We start from the raw sequence: 16,940 nt of genomic DNA, 5'->3' as shown, positions 1-16,940 counted from the left end.
GTCCACCCCTTACCGGCTCCGGGCCTTTCCCCCCGCAGTCCTCAGAACAGCCCTTCCTGCTCGGCCGAACCCCCGCCCTCCCCGCCCTGCACCGCCCGCACCGGCACCGTCGTCCCCGCCCCCGCGTCGGCCCGCACCAGCTCCCACCCCACGAGCAGCCGGACGTCCACCACGAACACGCCCCCGTCGCCCGCCAGATGGAGATCCGGCCCGGCCGCCGCGACGAGCCGCCCCGCGACCGCCCCGCCGTCGGCCAGCTCCCGCACGACCCCCGTCGCCGCCCGCAGCCCCGCGAGACCGAACGCCTCCGCATGGTCGCCGACCTCGAACCCCAGCGGCTCCAGCGTCTCGGCCCACCCGTCGAGCCCCACGGCCCGCCGGTACAGGTCGTCCAACTCCCGGGCCCGCCCGGCCCGTTCGGGCAGCGCCGCCCGCACCGCCCGCTTCCTGTCGTACGACACCCGGTCCGGCACCCCGAGCGCGGCCCGCAGCAGCTCCTCCGTACGCCGCGCCGCCATCAGCGGCCCCCGCCCCAGCCAGCAGAACGCCACCGCCCCCTGCTCCAGGAGCCGCACGGCCCCCCGCTCCTCCGCCGTGATGCCGACCTTCACCAGGCCGGGACCGAACCACGCCAGATACACCCGGTACGGCCGCGGATCGTCGGGCACCCCGTCCGCCGCGACCGAGAACGCCCGGTCGAGCCGCGCGCACTCCGGACAGCGCGCCTGCGTGGCCCGCCCCGGCACCACGGCCCGGTGGGGGCACGGGTTTCCCCGCGCCCCCACGCAGCGGCGCTCGCCGACGGCCCGGAAACCGATGTCCTGCCCGTACGCGAGGGCGCTGTGTCTGCCGCCCTGCCACCGCAGCACGGGGCTCCCGTCCGGCCAGCCGAGCCCCGCGCAACGCCACTCCACCGTGCTGTTCCCCTCATCCCGCCGCTTCGCCGTGCCTGCGCCGCCACCAGTACGCCACGGTGACGACCGCGAGGAGCGGCCCCCAGGCGAGCAGCGGCGCGTAGCAACCCGTCATGACCCACCACAAGGCTCCGTCGGGCGCCTCTGGTGATCCCATGTTCTCCGAGTTGTTCCAGCTGAACGCACCGGTGACCGTGACGAGGGTGACGACGGCCGCCCCGAGCGCGGCCGGGACCACCGCCGCCGCCGTCGGGATCCGCCGCCCGCCGAGCAGCGGCACCCGGTCGGGCAGCACCTCGCCCCAGCGGTGCACGAGCCCCAGGGTGAGCAGCCCGAGCGCCTCGGCGAACAGGCTGAGGCCGACCAGATAGAAGGAGCCCTTCCCCGGGAAGTGCGACGGATCGAGGAACCCGCCGAACCCGGAGTCCCACCCGAAGGCGATGGCGATCCGCCACAGACCCGACGGGACGACGCTCAGCGCGGCACCGTGCGCGGCCCAGCGGACCCAGCGGGGCACGCGCGGCGCACTCGGGACGGGTACCGGTACGGATGCCGGTACGGGTGCGAGGAGTGTCTCAGCCACGGCGCACCGCCCCGGGCAGCGCGGGCAGGTCCGCGTGCACGACCTCGAACCCGCCCTTGACGACCGGCGCGAACGGCGCGGGCGCCATGCACGTGCCGACCGGCGACTCCACGGCCACCCCCTTGCCGTCGGTCCTGCGCGGCTCGAAGTTCACGATGTCCCATCCGAACCCGAGCCGGTCGGGCTCGCCGCCGCGCCCCTGCTGGATGCTGATCCCGATCCGCTTGCCCACCTTGCCGACATTCGTCTTCGTGACGATCGCGGTGAGCGTCGCGGTCCCGCCCCCGGTGGCCATGCAGTCCACCCGCGCCTTTGACCAGCCGAACTTCTCGGCCCCCGGCGAGTAGTGCGTGAACTTCACGGTGCCGCGGGCGTCCGTGGGCAGCCCCGGCAGGGAGAGCCCGGGCATCGGCCGCGTGAACGGCACGGCCTCCGCGTCCACGCTGAACTTGATGGTGTCGTCGGGCGAGTAGGCGTACGAGATCCGCCCGGAACCCTGAACTCGGGCCTTGCCGTTGCCCTTCGAGCCGTACGCGCCTCTCTTCGAGTCGTACGACGTGCTCTTCGAGTCGTACGCCGTGCTCCTCACGTCGTACGAAGCGGTGGCCGCGGACGACGTGTCCGGGGCGCCGCCACCGGCGGAATCCGCGGGCGCGGGCCCCGCCGCCGCCACTCCCGCGAGCGCCGCCGCAGCGCCCACCACACCAACGGCACGACCCCTGCGGACGCCTCGTGAAGAACCGGATCCCATGACGAACTCCCCTCCCGTTGCGGCGCTTTGCCGAACGGGAAACAGCCTCGCCCGCACCCCCCGCCCCGGCCCATCCGCCGATCAGCACAGAGATCCACGCCGCGCCCCCGGCCCCTATGCCGTTCGGCAGAGATCGCCCGCGGACCCCCCTCTCGTACGCTGACCAGCGGGCCCACCAGGGGCGCGACGGGGGGAAGAGCATGACGACGGCACTCGCGGCGAGCACGACGTCGGCCCAGGCACTGGCACTCGGCTGCCTGCCGACCGCGGCCGCGCTCTGCGCCTCGGCCCTCCTCCTGGTCCGCGGGCGCCGCGACCGGCTCGCCACGCCCACCGCGGTCTGCGCGGCCCTCTCCCTGCTGGCCACCTTCGGCTACCCGGCGGCCGGCCTGCACGTCGGTTCCGGCTGGAAGCTGTCGGAGGCCGCGCTCCTGCTGCTTCTGCTCGCCGCGGTGGTCCGCCGGTCGCCGTGGCCCGAGGCCTGGTTCGCCGCCCCGCTCGCCGCGGTGGCGGCCGCGGCATGGCCGTATCCACTGATCGAGGGATCGTTCCTGGAACGGACGGGGGCCGCGGCGTTCTGGCTGCTCCCCGCCGTCGGCGCGGCCGCGGCAGGCGCCTACCCGCGCCACGTGGAGCTGCGCCGCAGGGACGCCGTCACCGAGGCACGCCGCGCCCAGCGGCTCCAACTCTCCCGCGATCTGCACGACTTCGTGGCCCACGACATCAGCGGCATCGTCGTCCAGGCGCAGGCGGCCCGCTTCGTCGCCGCCACGGACCCGGCGCAGGCGGTACTCGCCCTGGAGCGCATCGAGAAGGCGGGCCTGAGCGCCCTCGCGTCGATGGACCGCACCGTGGAGATGCTGCACGGCCCCGAGCGTTCCCCCACGGCCGCCCTGCCGGGACTCGACCATCTCCCGTCCCTCGTCGACGAGTTCACGGCGGCGGGAGCCACCGGCGCAGAACTCCGCATGCCGCCGGGGACGGCCGGAGCCCTCTCCCGCGAGGCGGGCGCGGCCGCGTACCGCATCGTCGTCGAGGCCCTGACGAACATCCGCAGACACGCCCCCGCGGCCACCCTGGCCCGGATCACCCTGACCCTCACACCCGCGTCGGTGGAGCTCCACGTGTCCAACGACGCCCCGGCCGCCCGCCGCACACCGGCCCCCCGCAACCGCGCCACCCGCGGCGGCCTCGGCCTGCCCGCCCTCACGGAACACGCCGAGGCCCTGGGCGGCACGCTCACCGCGGGCCCGCACGGCACGGACGGCTGGCGCCTGACGGCGGTCCTGCCCAGAACGGCCACGGACCCCGCCGGGCCGCACCCCGTACCCGCCTGCGCACCCTCCCAGGAGCCGAAGTGACCGCCCCGCACACCCGCATCGTCCTCGCCGACGACCAGGACGACGTCCGCAGCGGATTCCGCCTGATCCTCGACTCCCAGCCGGACATGACGGTCGTCGGCGAGGCCCCCGACGGCCTGGCCGCGGTCGACCTCGCGCACCGGCTGCGCCCCGACCTGGTCATCGCGGACATCCGCATGCCGGGCCTCGACGGCCTCGAGGTCACCCGGCGCCTCGCGGGCCCCGACGTCACGGACCCGACGCGCGTCCTCGTCGTCACGACCTTCGACCACGACGACTACGTCCGCACGGCCCTGCGCGACGGCGCCTGCGGCTTCCTCCTCAAGCGCTCGGGCCCCGGCCTCCTCATCGAGGGCGTGCGCGCCGCGATGGCCGGGGACCTCCTGATCAGCCCGCAGATCACGGTGCGCCTCCTGCGTACGCCGCCCGTCCCCCCACCGGTGCCGGGCGCCCCCTCCCCCCTCACCGCCCGCGAGGAGGAGATCGCCCGCCTCGTCGCCGACGGCCTCACCAACACCGAGATCGGCGCGGCCCTCTTCATCTCCCCCGGCACGGCGAAGACCCACATCGCCAACATCCAGGCCAAGTTGAAGGCCCGCAACCGCGTAGGCATCGCAGCATGGGCCTGGGAATCAGGCCTGGCAGGCCGCACCTGAGGCCCCGAAGGAGCCGCATCTCCGCCGCGGCCACACGGCGGCGGCCAGCACCACGGCCCAGTTGTCGTGCCCTCCTCGGGCCCGAGGAGTGCGCCCGCGCTGTCGTCCACCCGACGGTTCCGCCTTTTCAGCGGAACCGCGGGAAATGCACGCACTATTCATCAACCGCCTGCGGCGAAAGAAGAAAGCGCGAGAAGCGAACAGCTTTCCCCTTGACCTATCCCTTGTTGTAGAAGGACCAGGTCTGAGCGGGCGACTCGCCCTGCTTTTCCTTGAGCGTCACCGCGGTGTCCACGCCATTGGCCGTGAGGACCAGCGCCCGGAACTTGCGGCTCTCGATTGCGGTCTGCTCCTGCCCCAGGTCCACAACCCAGAGCTGGGACAGCTTGTCGGGGTTGTAGTCGCGCAGCACTACTTCGCCACCCTGAGCGGTGGCCTCAAGGCACTTGCCCTCGTACTGGGGCACGGTGGTCTTGATCGTGTAGATCCCCGTGCCTTCGGGTGTCTCGCTCACCAGGTCCAGCTGCCACTCCTGGTAGCCCAGTTGCGGGTCGCGAGTCCACACCCCTTGGCCTTGGTAGGCGTCGAGATTGGTGTCGTCGCTGAACACCTGGATGGAATACGTCGCCGTCTTGAGAGGACGCGGCATAAATCCCCCTTCCGGGATTTCATGTTCCCGCCGGATTTTCCCGCCGGATTACAGGCATCCCACTCTCGCAACACGCGGCGCGCAGTGCCTAGCGTCGTAATTGGCCACGGCGGACAGGGGCCGAACAGACACGTTTCCCTTGTTGCTGATGCACCTTGGACATCTCTCAAGGAACCAGGGTTGCCGGGCGGCAGCTCGCGAGGCGCCATCACCGCGCCCATGCAACATCGGACCTGAGACAACCTCAGGAAGGCCGAGAGCCGACGGCATGTGCCTGGGTGGTTGCCGCCAGGCACGCCGTCGGACGTTGCCGTCACAACAAAAGCCAGAGGCCCCGTGGATCTCTCCACGGGGCCTCTGGTCTGCTGTGCACTCGGCAGGATTCGAACCTGCAACCTTCTGATCCGTAGTCAGATGCTCTATCCGTTAAGCTACGAGTGCTTGTTTTATTTTGTTTTCCGTCTCCGCTCCCCGGCCCTTCGGCCCGTTCGCGGCGACAGGAAGAACATTACATGACTGCCGCCGCCATGTGAAATCCGTTAGTCGAACCCCTTGTGACCTGCGGAAACGTCACCCGGGGCGCCACCGGGGCCCCGGGCGCAACACCCCGCGCAACACCCTGTGCGACGCCGTACGCAACGAAGCCCCGGTCCAGAGGGACCGGGGCTTCGGATCTTGCAGCGGAGGCGGAGGGATTTGAACCCTCGATGGGATTTAAGTCCCAAACCGCATTAGCAGTGCGGCGCCATAGACCGGACTAGGCGACGCCTCCAGCTTGCACACCTGCGCGAGCGCGGGGGTGCGTGCAGATGATGACACAGCCAGGCGGCGTGTCACCAATCGCGGCCCCCACGGTACTAGCCACGCGGCCCCGAGGGCAAAGCACCGCCCGGCCCCGCAACGCCGCGCGGCTTACGGCGTTAGACGCGGTGGAGGCGGAGCCATCCGTCCCGGCCTCCCCTTCCCCAGCCCCCTTCCCCAGCACCCTTCTCCAGCCCCCCGTCTCCATGGAGCCCGCAATGCTGCGCCGCCTCGCCCTCACCGCCGTCGCCTCCGCCGCCGCCCTGTCCGCCGTGCCCGCCACCGCGCACGCCACCACCGCGCACGCCGGGGCGCACATCGTCGCCCCGACCGACCGGCTCACGATCACGTTCACCGAGGCGGGGAGCGAGGGCGACGGAACGTACGAACTGGAATGCCACCCGACGGGCGGCACGCACCCGGACGCCGCGGACGCGTGCGCGCGGCTCGACGAAGTCACCGTCTACGGGACCGACCCGTTCGCGCCCGTCGCCCCCGACACCATGTGCACGATGGTGTACGGCGGACCCGCCACCGCACACATCACGGGAACCTGGCAGGGACGGCCCGTGGACGCCGCGTACGACCTCCACAACGGCTGTGAGATCGCGCGGTGGCACGCCCTGGAGCCGGTGCTGCCCGCGACCTCCGCGTGACCAGGCGGTACCGAAAACTCACATCTTCTGCGTGCGACCTCCCTCTCATCCGGCGTCGCGCGCGCAACCACTCCCCGTAGACTCCCTCCCGTGACACGCCACGGGCCGAGGGGCAAGATGGCCTGAGCGGGTCGGCAAGCAGCGGTAATCAGGGAGGAAGCGTCGTCGTGAGCAGCAGGCCATCCCGAGGCGCTGCTCGCCTCGCAGCGATACTCGACGCGCTCCCGGACGCGCTGGTCCTGGTCAACGCCAACGGCACCGTCGTGAACGCCAACGCGATCGCGCTCGAGGCGTTCGAGGCACCGGGCACCGCGCTCGTGGGGCGCGGACTGCTCGATCTCCTTCCGGAGTTCGACTCCCGGCTCATCCCCGGATCCATGCGGCGTCCGGACTCCATCGACGGTCGCGGACGCACCAAGCCCACGCGGATGACCGCGCGGCGCACGGACGGCCTCGAGTTCCCCGTGGAGGTCACGAGCTCCCCGCTGGAGGACGGCAGGGACGCGTACGACAGCCACGGCTACACCGGCGACGAGCTGCTGATGCTCGTCGTACGGGATCTTTCGGGCACCCTGGACACCGAGGCCGAACTGGCCCGTTCGCAGCGGCAGACCGAGATGATCCTGCGCGCCGCGGCGGAGGGCGTCGTCGGCACGGACACCGAAGGACGGGTCGTCCTCGTCAATCCGGCCGCCGCCCAGATACTCGGCTTCCGGGCGAGCGACCTCGGCGGGCAGGAACTGCACCCGCTGGTCCTGCACTCGCGCGCCGACGGCGAGCCCTTCCCCTACGAGGAGTCCCCGCTCGCCGACACGCTGCGCTCCGGGCGCAAGCACCGGGTGCGCGGGCAGGTCCTGTGGTCCAAGAGCGGCGCCAAGGTGCCGGTCGACCTGACGACATCGCCGGTGCGCGACGGGGACCAACTGGTCGGCGCGGTGATGACGTTCACCGACCGCAGGCCCTACGACGAACTGGCCGAGAAGCACGAGGCGGCCGTCGCGCGGCACGCGGAGGAGCTGGCCGCCGCCGCCGAGCGGCGCGCCGAGGAGATCAAGGCCGCCGAAGAGCAGCGGGCCGAGGAACTCGCCGCGGAGCAGGAGCGGTACGCGGCGCTCGCCGAGCGCGAGAAGGACCGCTTCGAGGAACTGGCCGAGCGCGAGAAGACCCGGTACGAGGCGCTCGCCGCGCGGCACGAGCAGCTGCTCGCCGTCCTCGGCTCGTCCCTGCGCGGGCCCCTCGACGAGCTGCGCCGCGAGCTGTCCGCGCTCGCCTCCGACGACGCGGGACAGCTGTGGCCCGAGGCCAACCAGGTCCTGCACCACCTGTCCGCCGGGTACGCCCGCATGACGACCCTCGTCGACAACGTCCTCGGCTTCCAGCGCCTCGACGCCGGAGACGAAGAGCTTTCCCGTACGACGGTCATGCTCGACGCGGTCGTCGCCGCGGGCGTGGAGGGCGCGGTCGAGCTGATCGGCCCGGGCCGCGCGCAGTTCGCGGTGCACGCGCCGCCGATAGAGCTCGCGGTGGACGCGGAGCGGTTCGCCACGGCGGTCGCGCACCTCGTCGCCGACGTGGCGGGCATCGACGCCACGGGCAACACCCGGCCCGGCGTCGGCGCTGCCGGCGGCGGCTATGTCGACTCCACCATCGTCGTGGCCGCGGCCCAGCGCGGTGAGGTCGTCCGCATCGAGGTGCGGGGCCCCTACTCCGGCGGCGACCCGGTGCACGAGCCGATCGTCCGCGGCATCGTGCGGGCGCACGGCGGCGTGCTGCAGACGCACGAGGTGCCGGGGATGAGCGGCAGTGCGTACGTACTTGAGGTGCCGATCGGGGCGGGCTCTACGGAGAGTGGGTCTACGAAGGCGCCCTCTACGGAGGCTGGTGTTTCTTCGACGTCGGGCTCCGGTGCCGGTGCCAGTTCTGGTTCTGGTTCTGGTTCTGGTTCCAGCGAGAACGTTGTGGTGCCCGGGCAGGCCGCGGGGACTTCGGGAGGTGGACGTCGGCGGGCCCGGCGGCCCTCCGTCGACTCCTTCCTGGAGAGCGCGGTGCCGGGCGGCCACGAAGCCGGTGGTCCTGACGAGCAGGCGCCCGTCGCATCGACCGGTACGGGGCGGCGCAGGGGCCGGCGCGCTGCCGAGGCGGCCTCTCCGGAGACCCTCGGCGGCGCGGTGACCGGGGACGCGGCGGGCGCTCCCGCCGACGCGGCGTCGTCCGGTGACACGTCCGGTGGCGGTACCTCCGGCGGTACGGGGCGTCGGCGCGGGCGGCCGAGCCCGGCCGAGGGTGCCGTGCTGACGGCGGCCGAACATGCCGCGGGATCCGCCGCGTTGGGCGAGACGGTGCCGCCGCAGGGCGTGCCCGTACCGGCCGACGGGACGGGCCGTCGCGCACGGCGGGGCGGCGAGCAGCCCGCGCTGCCCGCGCTGGCCTCGGGTCCCGCGCCTGCGGAGGCCCCGAACGGCACCGGGCGTCGCGCGCGGCGTGCGCTGGCCGCCGCCAAGGAGCGGGCCGCCGCGGAAGAGGCCAACAACGGACGCGTCTTCGCGCTGCCGCCCGCCGCGGCCGACCGCACCCCGGACCAGGAGTACCCGGCCGCCCCGGACGGCACCGGCCAGGACGACACCGGCCAGCACGCCGCCGCCGCGCACGACACGGGCGACGACCACACGCCTCCGCAGCCCCACCCGGCGCAGGCCCCGACGGGCCGCCGCCGCTCGCGCCCCGCGCCCGACGAGGCCCCGGCGGCGCAGGGCCCCTCGGTGCCCGGCGCGCGGACCGCTCCGGGCGACGCGGAGCCGGGCCCGCTGCCCGCGCCGCAGCCGTGGCCCGAGAGCCCGACCCCGGCCGGCGGTGTGCCCGCCCAGGGCAGCCCGCACTCCGCGGGCACTCCGGCCCAGGGCGTCCCCGTGCCCGGCAGGGGTGCCGCGCTGCCGCCCGAGCGCGGTCCGCAGGGCCAGGCGCGGGCCGCCCAGCCGCTGCCCGCCGAGGCCGCGCCCGGCGACCCCAACTCGACGCAGGGGCGCGCCATCAGCGTGCGGACGCTCGGGCAGGGCGTGCCGTTCGGGCAGCAGATCTCCGAGGAACAGCGCCGCCAGCAGGGCGGACAGCCGCAGCCGGGCGCGCAGCAGCAGGGCAAGGAGACGCCGCGCACCGCCCGTATCCCGCAGTCGCCGCAGCCTCCGCTGCCGCCCAGGGCCCCGCGGCCCGAGCAGGCGGATCCGCGGGCGGCCGCCGCGGGCCCGATGCCGCAGACGCCGCCGCAGGGCACGCCGCAGCCGTCCGCCGATCCGCAGCAGGCCCAGGCGGCGGGTCCCGCGCAGTCCTCCTCGCAGACGCTCGGCGGTTCCGGGCGGCGGCGCAGGCTGGCCACGCCCCCGGAGCCCACGGCCGACGAGCGCCCCGAGACGTCGGCGCGCCCGCATCCGCAGCCGCAGCCGGGCGCCCCCGCACACCCGCAGTCGCGCCTCGCGTCCGTCACCGAGGGCACCGGACGGTCGTACGCGATAGGCGCCCCCGACGAGGACGCCGACGAGGGGCCCGAGCCGCTGGACGGACCCGGCGGCGCCGTCGAGGTCGCGAACCGGCCCCAGCCGCAGCCGATGGACGACGAGCTGCCGCCGGAGCCGCTGGACAACCCGCGGCGGCTCCTGGTGTGGCCCGCGCCCGACGTGACCACGCAGCAGGCGCTGAGCGACCGCGGCTACCGGCCCGTGATCGTGCACTCCCGCGAGGAGGTCGACGCGCAGATCGCGGCGTTCCCCGCGGCGCTCTTCGTGGACCCGCTGACCGGGCCGATCACGCGGACGGCGCTGCAGTCGCTGCGGCAGGCCGCGGTGGCCGCCGAGGTGCCCGTTCTGGTGACGGCGGGGCTCGGCCAGGCGACGCGCGAGGCGGCGTACGGCGCCGACCCCGCCGTACTCCTGAAGGCTCTCGCGCCGCGCGACAGCGAGCAGCACCCGCCGCGGGTCCTGCTGATCGAGGAGCACGAGGAGATCGCGCTCGCGCTCACCGCGACGCTGGAGCGGCGCGGCATGCAGGTCGCGCGGGCCGAGAGCGACGCGGACGCGGTGACGCTGGCGGCGCAGATGCGGCCGAACCTGGTCGTCATGGACCTGCTCCAGGTGCGCCGCCGCAGGGCGGGGATCATCGACTGGCTGCGCGCGAACGGGCAGTTGAACCGCACCCCGCTGGTCGTCTACACCGCGGCCGTCGACGAGACCGAGCTGCCGCGCCTCGCGGCCGGGGAGACGGTGCTCTTCCTGGCGGAGCGCTCCACGAGCACCGAGGTGCAGAGCCGGATCGTGGACCTGCTCGCGAAGATCGGCACGAACTGACGCCAGGGCCGAGGCCCCTGGCCGGGCGCGTGGTGCGCCGGGACAGGGGTCGGCTTCGGTGCGTCAGAGCTCGGTGACCTCCAGCTCACCGGCCGCGTACTGCCTGCGCAGCACCTTCTTGTCGAACTTGCCGACGCTGGTCTTCGGGACGGCGTCGATGACCGCCCAGCGCTCGGGGAGCTGCCACTTGGCGATGCTGCCCGCGAGGAAGTCGCGCAGCGACGCGTAGTCGGCGGTCGCGTCCTTGTGCAGGACGACCGTGGCGAGCGGGCGTTCGCCCCACTTCTCGTCGGGCACGGCGACGACCGCGGCCTCGGCCACGTCCGGGTGGGACATCAGGGCGTTCTCAAGCTCGACCGAGGAGATCCACTCGCCGCCCGACTTGATGACGTCCTTCGCCCGGTCGGTGAGGGTCAGGAAGCCGTCGGGGGAGATCACGCCGACGTCGCCGGTCTTCAGCCAGCCGTCCTCGCTGAACTTGTCGTCGGGCCTGATGGTCTCGCCGCCCGCGCCGCCGTAGTAGGCGCCCGCGATCCAGGGGCCGCGCACCTCCAGCTCACCCGCGGACTCGCCGTCCCAGGGCAGGTGTTCGCCGCCGGGCCCGACCAGGCGGCCCTCGACCCCGGCGGGGAAACGGCCCTGCGTGAGCCGGTAGGCGAACTCCTCGTCGGTGCCGATCGCGTGGGCCGGCGGGCGGGAGACCGTGCCGAGCGGGGACGTCTCCGTCATGCCCCAGGCGTGGCAGACCCGCATGCCGAGGTCGTCGAACGCCGCCATCAGGGAGGGCGGGCAGGCCGAGCCGCCGATCGTGACCTGGCCGAGCGAGGCGACGTCACGGGGCCTCGCGGTGAGTTCGGCGAGCAGGCCCTGCCAGATGGTGGGGACCGCGGCCGCGTGCGTGGGCCGCTCCGCCTCGATCATCTCGGCGAGCGGCGCGGGCTGCAGGAATCGGTCCGGCATCAGCATGTTCACGCCGGTCATCAGCGTGGCGTGCGGCAGGCCCCAGGCGTTGACGTGGAACTGCGGTACGACGACCAGGCTCGTGTCCGCGTCCGTGAGGCCCATCGACTGCGTCATGTTGACCTGCATGGAGTGCAGGTAGATGGAGCGGTGGGAGTAGACGACGCCCTTGGGTTCGCCGGTGGTGCCGGAGGTGTAGCACATGGCGGCCGCGGCGCGTTCGTCGAGCTCGGGCCAGTCGTAGGCGGTGGGCTTCCCGGCGAGCAGTTCCTCGTACTCGTGCACCTGCGCGTGGGCGCCCGCCAGGGGCGAGCGGTCGCCGGGTCCTGTGACCACGATGTGCTCGACGGTCGTGAGCCGGGGCAGGAGCGGCGCGAGGAGGCCGATGAGGGAGCCGTTGACGATGATGACGCGGTCGGCGGCGTGGTTGACGATCCACGTCAGCTGGTCCGCGGGCAGCCGCAGATTGAGGGTGTGCAGGATGGCGCCCATGCAGGGCACCGCGAAGTACGCCTCGACGTGTTCGGCGTTGTTCCACATGAAGGTGGCCACCCGCTCGTCGTCGGTGACCCCGAGGTCGTCGCGCAGCGCGTGGGCCAGTTGGGCCGTGCGCTCGCCGAGTTCGTGGAAGCTGCGGCGCTGCGGGGCCGCTTCGCCGGTCCAGGTGATGACCTGGGACGTCCCGTGCACGGTCGTCCCGTGCCGGAGGATGCGGGTGACGGTCAGCGGTACGTCCTGCATCGTGCTCAGCACGGCGTCCTCCTGGGGCAGCATCGCCTGCGCGGCGGTAGGGGTTGCGCTGATTCTGCGCGCATACCGCTTGGTATGTCACTACTCCAGAGGATGATCGATCATGTCGGGTCCCGCTCAGCGGACCGGGGTGAGCTCCGGGTCCTCGCGGAGCTTGCCGAGCGCCCGCGACACCGCGCTCTTGACCGTGCCGACCGAGACCCCGAGCACCTCGGCGGTCTGGACCTCGCTGAGGTCCTCGTAATACCTCAGGACGACCATCGCCCGCTGCCGCGCGGGCAGCTTCATGATCGCGCGCCACATCGCGTCGCGGAGCACCTGCTGCTCGGCCGGGTCCCCGGCCGGCACCACGTCGGGCTCCGGCAGCTCGTCGCACGCGAACTCGTCGACCTTGCGCTTGCGCCACTGCGACGTACGCGTGTTGAGCAGCGCGCGGCGCACATAGCCGTCGAGGGCACGGTGGTCCTCGATCCGGTCCCACGCGACGTACGTCTTCGTGAGCGCGGTCTGCAGCAGGTCCTCGGCATCGCTCGGATTCGCGGTCAGCGAGCGGGCGGTGCGCAGCAGTACGGGCTGGCGGGCCCGGACGTAGGAGGCGAACGACGGATACGCCGAGGGCCCCGCGGCCCGCGCGGGGCCCGTGCCCCGCGTCGCGGCCTTCGATGCGCTGGTGCACACGGACACCATGGATGCGGTCATGGCTCCACGCTAGAAGCGCCCCCTACTTCGGCGGATCGGCCGCAGGTCCCGAAGCCGTGTCCGCCTCAGGTTGTACGAGTGGTGCTGGCTCCACCTCCTTCAGGTGGAGGGGGCGGAGCACATCCCTGAGGGTTCACCCCCGAGACCCGTACCCCCGTACCGCCCGCCGGCACCGCACACCCCCGTCGCACACCCCCGTCGCACACCCCCGCCGCACGCCCCCGTCGCACGCCCCCGTCGCACGCCCCTGCCCCCGGACCCGTCAGCGGATGCGGGCCACCGGGGCGTGCACCAGATTGCGGTCGATCACCAGGGTGCGCCCGCCGTGCCGTTCCTTCACGTTCCCCGCGTACTGGTGGATGCGCCGAGCGGGGTGCCACGCGTGCCGTGCGAGCCCGGGCTCCCGGTACAGATGGGGCCGGGTGTGCCAGCGCGCGAACCACATCACCGTCGGCAGGTCCCGCACGCCCGCCTGCCGCGCCGCCTCCATGTGCCGTACGCCCGAGTCGGCGCTGCTGTAGAACCCGGGGACGTATCCGTGCCTGCGCACCTCGCGGTCCCAGGCCCGGACGAAGGAGAGCGTGGTGCGCGCGCACGCCTTCTCGCGGTAGGTGTACGCCTCCATGTCCAGGTAGAGCGGGCTGCGCCGCTTGATGCCGACCCGCTTCGCCTTGCGCACCGCGTCGTGACCCTCACGCCGCCCCTGGCTGCGGGGGTTCCGTCCGATCCGTACGTCCTTCTTGTGCTTCGCGGTCACGCACGGCGCCTGCGAGCCGACGTACACGGGAAGCACCCGCCAGCCCATCCGCTTGACCGCGCGCGTCCAGCCGCGGTCGAGGTACGGCTGCTTCTTGCAGGCCCGGCCGCGGCCCGCGTAGTAGATGCCGACCGCGCGGTAGTGGGACTGCCGCCAGCGCTTCATGGTGTCGAGGGACTGGGCGACACAGGTGTCGAAGGCCCAGCCGCGGAACGTCGACACCTTGGCGGCCGTGGGAGTGGCCGCCCCGGACTCGGCACCGGCGGATCCGGCGGACCCGGTCGCGGCGCGCGAGGGGGACACGGCCGGTTCCAGGGTCAGGGTGGTCAGCGCCGCCAGTGCCAGGGCAAGTCCAATGATCATCTTTCGGAGACACATAGGGCGAGTGAACGGTCCCCGGGTCCTTCACGGACCCGGGACACGCGCCGCGTTCAGCCGTCCGACCCCAGAATCAGCCCCGATGTGGGGACACCCGTGCCCGCGGTGACCAGGGCCCGCGAGGCACCGGGCAGCTGGTTCACGGACGTGCCGCGCAGCTGCCTGACCGCTTCCGCTATCCCGTTCATCCCGTGCAGATACGCCTCTCCGAGCTGCCCGCCGTGCGTGTTCAGCGGCAGCCGCTCCTCGGCGACGAAGTCCGCGGCCTCGCCGGGACCGCAGAAGCCGAACTCCTCCAGCTGCATCAGCACGAACGGCGTGAAGTGGTCGTAGAGGATGCCGACGTCGATGTCGGCCGGGGCGAGCCCCGACGTGCGCCACAACTGCCGTGCCACCACGCTCATTTCGGGCAGCCCGCTCAGGTCGTCGCGGTAGAAGCTGGTCATCTGCTCCTGCGCCCGTCCCGCGCCCTGCGCCGCCGCCGCGATCACGGCGGGCCGCTGCGGCAGATCACTGGCCCGCTCCGCGCCGGTGACGACGATCGCCTGACCGCCGTCCGTCTCCTGGCAGCAGTCCAGGAGCCGCAGGGGCTCGACGATCCAGCGCGAGGCGGCGTGGTCCGCGAGCGTGATCGGCTTGCCGTGGAAGTACGCGGCGGGGTTCGTGGCCGCGTACTTCCGGTCGGTGACGGCGACATGACCGAAGGCGTCGGGAGTGAGTCCGTACGCATGGAGATAGCGCTGCGCCGCCATCGCCACCCAGGAGGCGGGCGTCAGCAGGCCGAACGGCAGCGACCAGCCGAGCGCGGCACCCTCCGCCGACGGCTCGCGCTGCTGCACCCCCGAGCCGAACCTGCGGCCCGAGCGCTCGTTGAACGCCCGGTAGCAGACCACGACTTCGGCCACTCCGGACGCCACCGCGAGCGCCGCCTGCTGGACGGTGGCACAGGCCGCGCCGCCGCCGTAGTGCACGCGGGAGAAGAAGGACAGCTCCCCGATGCCGGCCGCCTGCGCGACCGTGATCTCCGGGCTGGTGTCCATGGAGAAGGTGACCATGCCGTCGACGTCGGCGGGGGCGAGCCCGGCGTCGTCGAGCGCGGCGTGCACGGCCTCCACCGCGAGCTTGAGTTCGCTGCGCCCCGAGTCCTTGGAGAACTCCGTCGCCCCGATGCCGACGATCGCGGCCCGCCCCCCGAGGCTGTCGCGCGTACGGACACTCATGCGGCGCCTCCCCCGGGGACGGACACGGTCACCGTGCCGGTCACGTGCTTGCCGATGCCATTGGCCCCCACCACCTTGACCGTGGCCGTCCGCCCCTCGGGTGCGGCGTCGACGCGCTCCACCTCGCCCGTCAACACCATCGTGTCCCCCGGATAGTTGGGCGCCCCGAGCCTGATGGCCACCTTCCGGAGGACCGCCGCGGGGCCGAAGTGGTCGGTGATGTACCGGCCCACCAGGCCGTTCGTGGTGAGGATGTTCATGAAGATGTCGGGGGAGCCCTTGGCCTTCGCCAGCTCCGCGTCGTGATGCACGTCCTGGTAGTCGCGGGACGCCACGGCCCCGGCGACGATCAGGGTGCGGGTGATCGGAATCTCCAGCGGCGGCAGCGCGTCACCGGCCTTCATGCCGTCCCCTCCTTCGGTCCTCCGCGCGTCGGCTCGCCCTCTTGAGCGTCCGGCCGCGCCAGCAACTCGCCCAGTTCCTCCAGGACTTCGCTCCCGCAGCCCAGATACGCGTCCAGTTGCCGCCCCCACAGGAAGTGCCGATGCACCGGGTGGTCGAGGTCGGCGCCCATGCCGCCGTGCAGATGCTGGCCCGCGTGCACGACGCGCTTGCCCGCCTCCGACGCCCACCAGGCTGCGGTCAGCGCGTGAGTGGCGTACGCCAGGCCCGCGTCGCGCCGCCAGGCCGCTTCGTAGGCGGTGACCCGGATCGCCTCGGTGTCCATGTACGCGTCGGCGGCGCGGAGTTGGACGCCCTGCTTGGCGGCCAGGGGACGCCCGAACTGCTCGCGCTCGTTCGTGTGGTCCACGGCCCTGGCGAGGGATCCCGCGCACACCCCGGCCTGCAGCCCCGCGAAGGCCGTGCGCGCACTCGCCCGTACGTCCTCGTAGGCAGCGGCGCCGCCGATCCGCTCGCCCGGCGTCCCGTCGAGGACGAGCCGCCCGGCCGCCCAGGGCGCCGTCAACTCGACCGGCTCCACGCGCGCATCGGCCACCCGCACCAGCCACAGGCTCTCGTCGGCGGTGGCCACCAGGACGTGGGTGGCGTCCCGCAGCCACGGCACCCAGGGCACCGCGCCGCCGAGCACCCCGTCCCCGTCCGCCGTCACCCCACTCCGCGCGGGGAAGGCCCCCGTGGCGACCGCCGCGCCCTCCCGCAGCGCGGGCAGCAGCCGGGCGCGCTGCTCGTCCGTGCCGTGCGCGGCCACCGCGAGCAGGCCGTAGACGCAGCTCGCCGCGAAGGGCACCTGGGCCGTCACCCGCCCCTGTTCCTCAAGGAGCAGCACGAGCCCGAGCAGTCCGACGTCCGCCACCGCGCCGGGCAGTCCCGCCGCGCACAGCTCCTTCCACAGTTCGGCGTCCGCCCCGGTGCCCGCCGCCGCGAGCCGCTCGGGCGTGGCCAGATCGCCGAAGATCTGTCCCGCGAGGTCGCGCGCGGCCGCCTGCTCCTCCGTGGGCGTGAAGTCCAT

At 73.3% G+C, this 16,940-nt stretch carries 14 protein-coding genes and 2 tRNA genes; 4 read left to right on the top strand and 12 right to left on the bottom strand.

The window, feature by feature from the left end; translation table 11 throughout:
• Positions 1-41: 41 nt before the first annotated feature.
• Genes ACFWZ2_RS22885 through ACFWZ2_RS22875 form a run of 3 tightly spaced genes read right to left on the bottom strand, consistent with a single transcriptional unit; the run spans position 42 to position 2,197 of the window.
• Positions 42-914 carry a DUF2797 domain-containing protein gene (locus tag ACFWZ2_RS22885; protein ID WP_384548427.1) on the bottom strand — a complete coding sequence of 291 codons (873 nt, stop codon included), beginning with the start codon at positions 912-914 and terminating at the stop codon, positions 42-44.
• 13 nt (positions 915-927) lie between these two features.
• Complete coding sequence (locus ACFWZ2_RS22880) at positions 928-1,497, bottom strand: hypothetical protein (RefSeq protein ID WP_384548425.1); 570 nt, start codon at positions 1,495-1,497, stop codon at positions 928-930.
• A complete protein-coding gene (locus ACFWZ2_RS22875; RefSeq protein WP_384548423.1) occupies positions 1,490-2,197 on the bottom strand; it encodes a hypothetical protein in 708 nt (235 codons plus the stop codon). The genes ACFWZ2_RS22880 and ACFWZ2_RS22875 overlap by 8 nt, the downstream gene beginning before the upstream one ends.
• A 251-nt stretch (positions 2,198-2,448) precedes the next feature.
• On the opposite strand from ACFWZ2_RS22875, the gene ACFWZ2_RS22870 reads away from it, so the two are divergent.
• Together ACFWZ2_RS22870 and ACFWZ2_RS22865 are read left to right on the top strand one after the other, a co-directional pair.
• Positions 2,449-3,609, top strand: a complete 1,161-nt coding sequence (locus ACFWZ2_RS22870; RefSeq protein ID WP_384548421.1) for a sensor histidine kinase — start codon at positions 2,449-2,451, stop codon at positions 3,607-3,609.
• Entirely contained in the window at positions 3,606-4,265 is a 660-nt protein-coding gene (locus ACFWZ2_RS22865) for a response regulator (protein ID WP_384548419.1), read from the top strand. Before ACFWZ2_RS22870 ends, ACFWZ2_RS22865 begins: the two co-directional genes overlap by 4 nt.
• A gap of 217 nt (positions 4,266-4,482) precedes the next feature.
• Here the strand turns inward: ACFWZ2_RS22865 and ACFWZ2_RS22860 are convergent, their stop codons facing one another.
• The 3 genes from ACFWZ2_RS22860 to ACFWZ2_RS22850 form a co-directional block, all read right to left on the bottom strand.
• Positions 4,483-4,914, bottom strand: a complete 432-nt coding sequence (locus tag ACFWZ2_RS22860) for a ricin-type beta-trefoil lectin domain protein (protein ID WP_384548417.1) — start codon at positions 4,912-4,914, stop codon at positions 4,483-4,485.
• 368 nt (positions 4,915-5,282) lie between these two features.
• Positions 5,283-5,355: transfer RNA gene (locus tag ACFWZ2_RS22855), tRNA-Arg, on the bottom strand.
• Between the two features lie 240 nt (positions 5,356-5,595).
• Positions 5,596-5,686, bottom strand: a tRNA-Ser gene (locus ACFWZ2_RS22850).
• 247 nt (positions 5,687-5,933) lie between these two features.
• Here ACFWZ2_RS22850 and ACFWZ2_RS22845 point away from each other — a divergent pair.
• Both ACFWZ2_RS22845 and ACFWZ2_RS22840 read left to right on the top strand, forming a co-directional pair.
• Positions 5,934-6,371, top strand: coding sequence for an SSI family serine proteinase inhibitor (locus ACFWZ2_RS22845; protein ID WP_384548415.1), 438 nt, complete (start codon positions 5,934-5,936; stop codon positions 6,369-6,371).
• 167 nt (positions 6,372-6,538) lie between these two features.
• Positions 6,539-10,705 carry a PAS domain-containing protein gene (locus ACFWZ2_RS22840; protein ID WP_384548413.1) on the top strand — a complete coding sequence of 1,389 codons (4,167 nt, stop codon included), beginning with the start codon at positions 6,539-6,541 and terminating at the stop codon, positions 10,703-10,705.
• 63 nt (positions 10,706-10,768) lie between these two features.
• On the opposite strand, the gene ACFWZ2_RS22835 is transcribed toward ACFWZ2_RS22840, so the two are convergent.
• The 6 genes from ACFWZ2_RS22835 to ACFWZ2_RS22810 all read right to left on the bottom strand — a co-directional run bounded on the left by ACFWZ2_RS22835 (position 10,769) and on the right by ACFWZ2_RS22810 (position 16,940).
• Positions 10,769-12,418 carry a long-chain fatty acid--CoA ligase gene (locus ACFWZ2_RS22835; RefSeq protein WP_384548412.1) on the bottom strand — a complete coding sequence of 550 codons (1,650 nt, stop codon included), beginning with the start codon at positions 12,416-12,418 and terminating at the stop codon, positions 10,769-10,771.
• Positions 12,419-12,532: 114 nt separating this feature from the next.
• Positions 12,533-13,114, bottom strand: coding sequence for a SigE family RNA polymerase sigma factor (locus ACFWZ2_RS22830; RefSeq protein WP_384548410.1), 582 nt, complete (start codon positions 13,112-13,114; stop codon positions 12,533-12,535).
• Between the two features lie 262 nt (positions 13,115-13,376).
• Positions 13,377-14,234 (bottom strand): DUF1906 domain-containing protein, encoded by an 858-nt coding sequence (locus ACFWZ2_RS22825; protein ID WP_384548408.1) that lies wholly within the window; start codon positions 14,232-14,234, stop codon positions 13,377-13,379.
• Positions 14,235-14,302: 68 nt separating this feature from the next.
• Complete coding sequence (locus ACFWZ2_RS22820) at positions 14,303-15,469, bottom strand: lipid-transfer protein (protein ID WP_384548406.1); 1,167 nt, start codon at positions 15,467-15,469, stop codon at positions 14,303-14,305.
• Complete coding sequence (locus tag ACFWZ2_RS22815; protein WP_384548404.1) at positions 15,466-15,873, bottom strand: MaoC family dehydratase; 408 nt, start codon at positions 15,871-15,873, stop codon at positions 15,466-15,468. The genes ACFWZ2_RS22820 and ACFWZ2_RS22815 overlap by 4 nt, the downstream gene beginning before the upstream one ends.
• Complete coding sequence (locus ACFWZ2_RS22810; RefSeq protein ID WP_384548402.1) at positions 15,870-16,940, bottom strand: acyl-CoA dehydrogenase family protein; 1,071 nt, start codon at positions 16,938-16,940, stop codon at positions 15,870-15,872. Before ACFWZ2_RS22810 ends, ACFWZ2_RS22815 begins: the two co-directional genes overlap by 4 nt.

Origin of the sequence: Streptomyces sp. NPDC059002 (assembly GCF_042740435.1) — a bacterium.
GTDB lineage: Bacteria > Actinomycetota > Actinomycetes > Streptomycetales > Streptomycetaceae > Streptomyces.
This window is presented reverse-complemented; position numbering and strand designations above follow the sequence as displayed.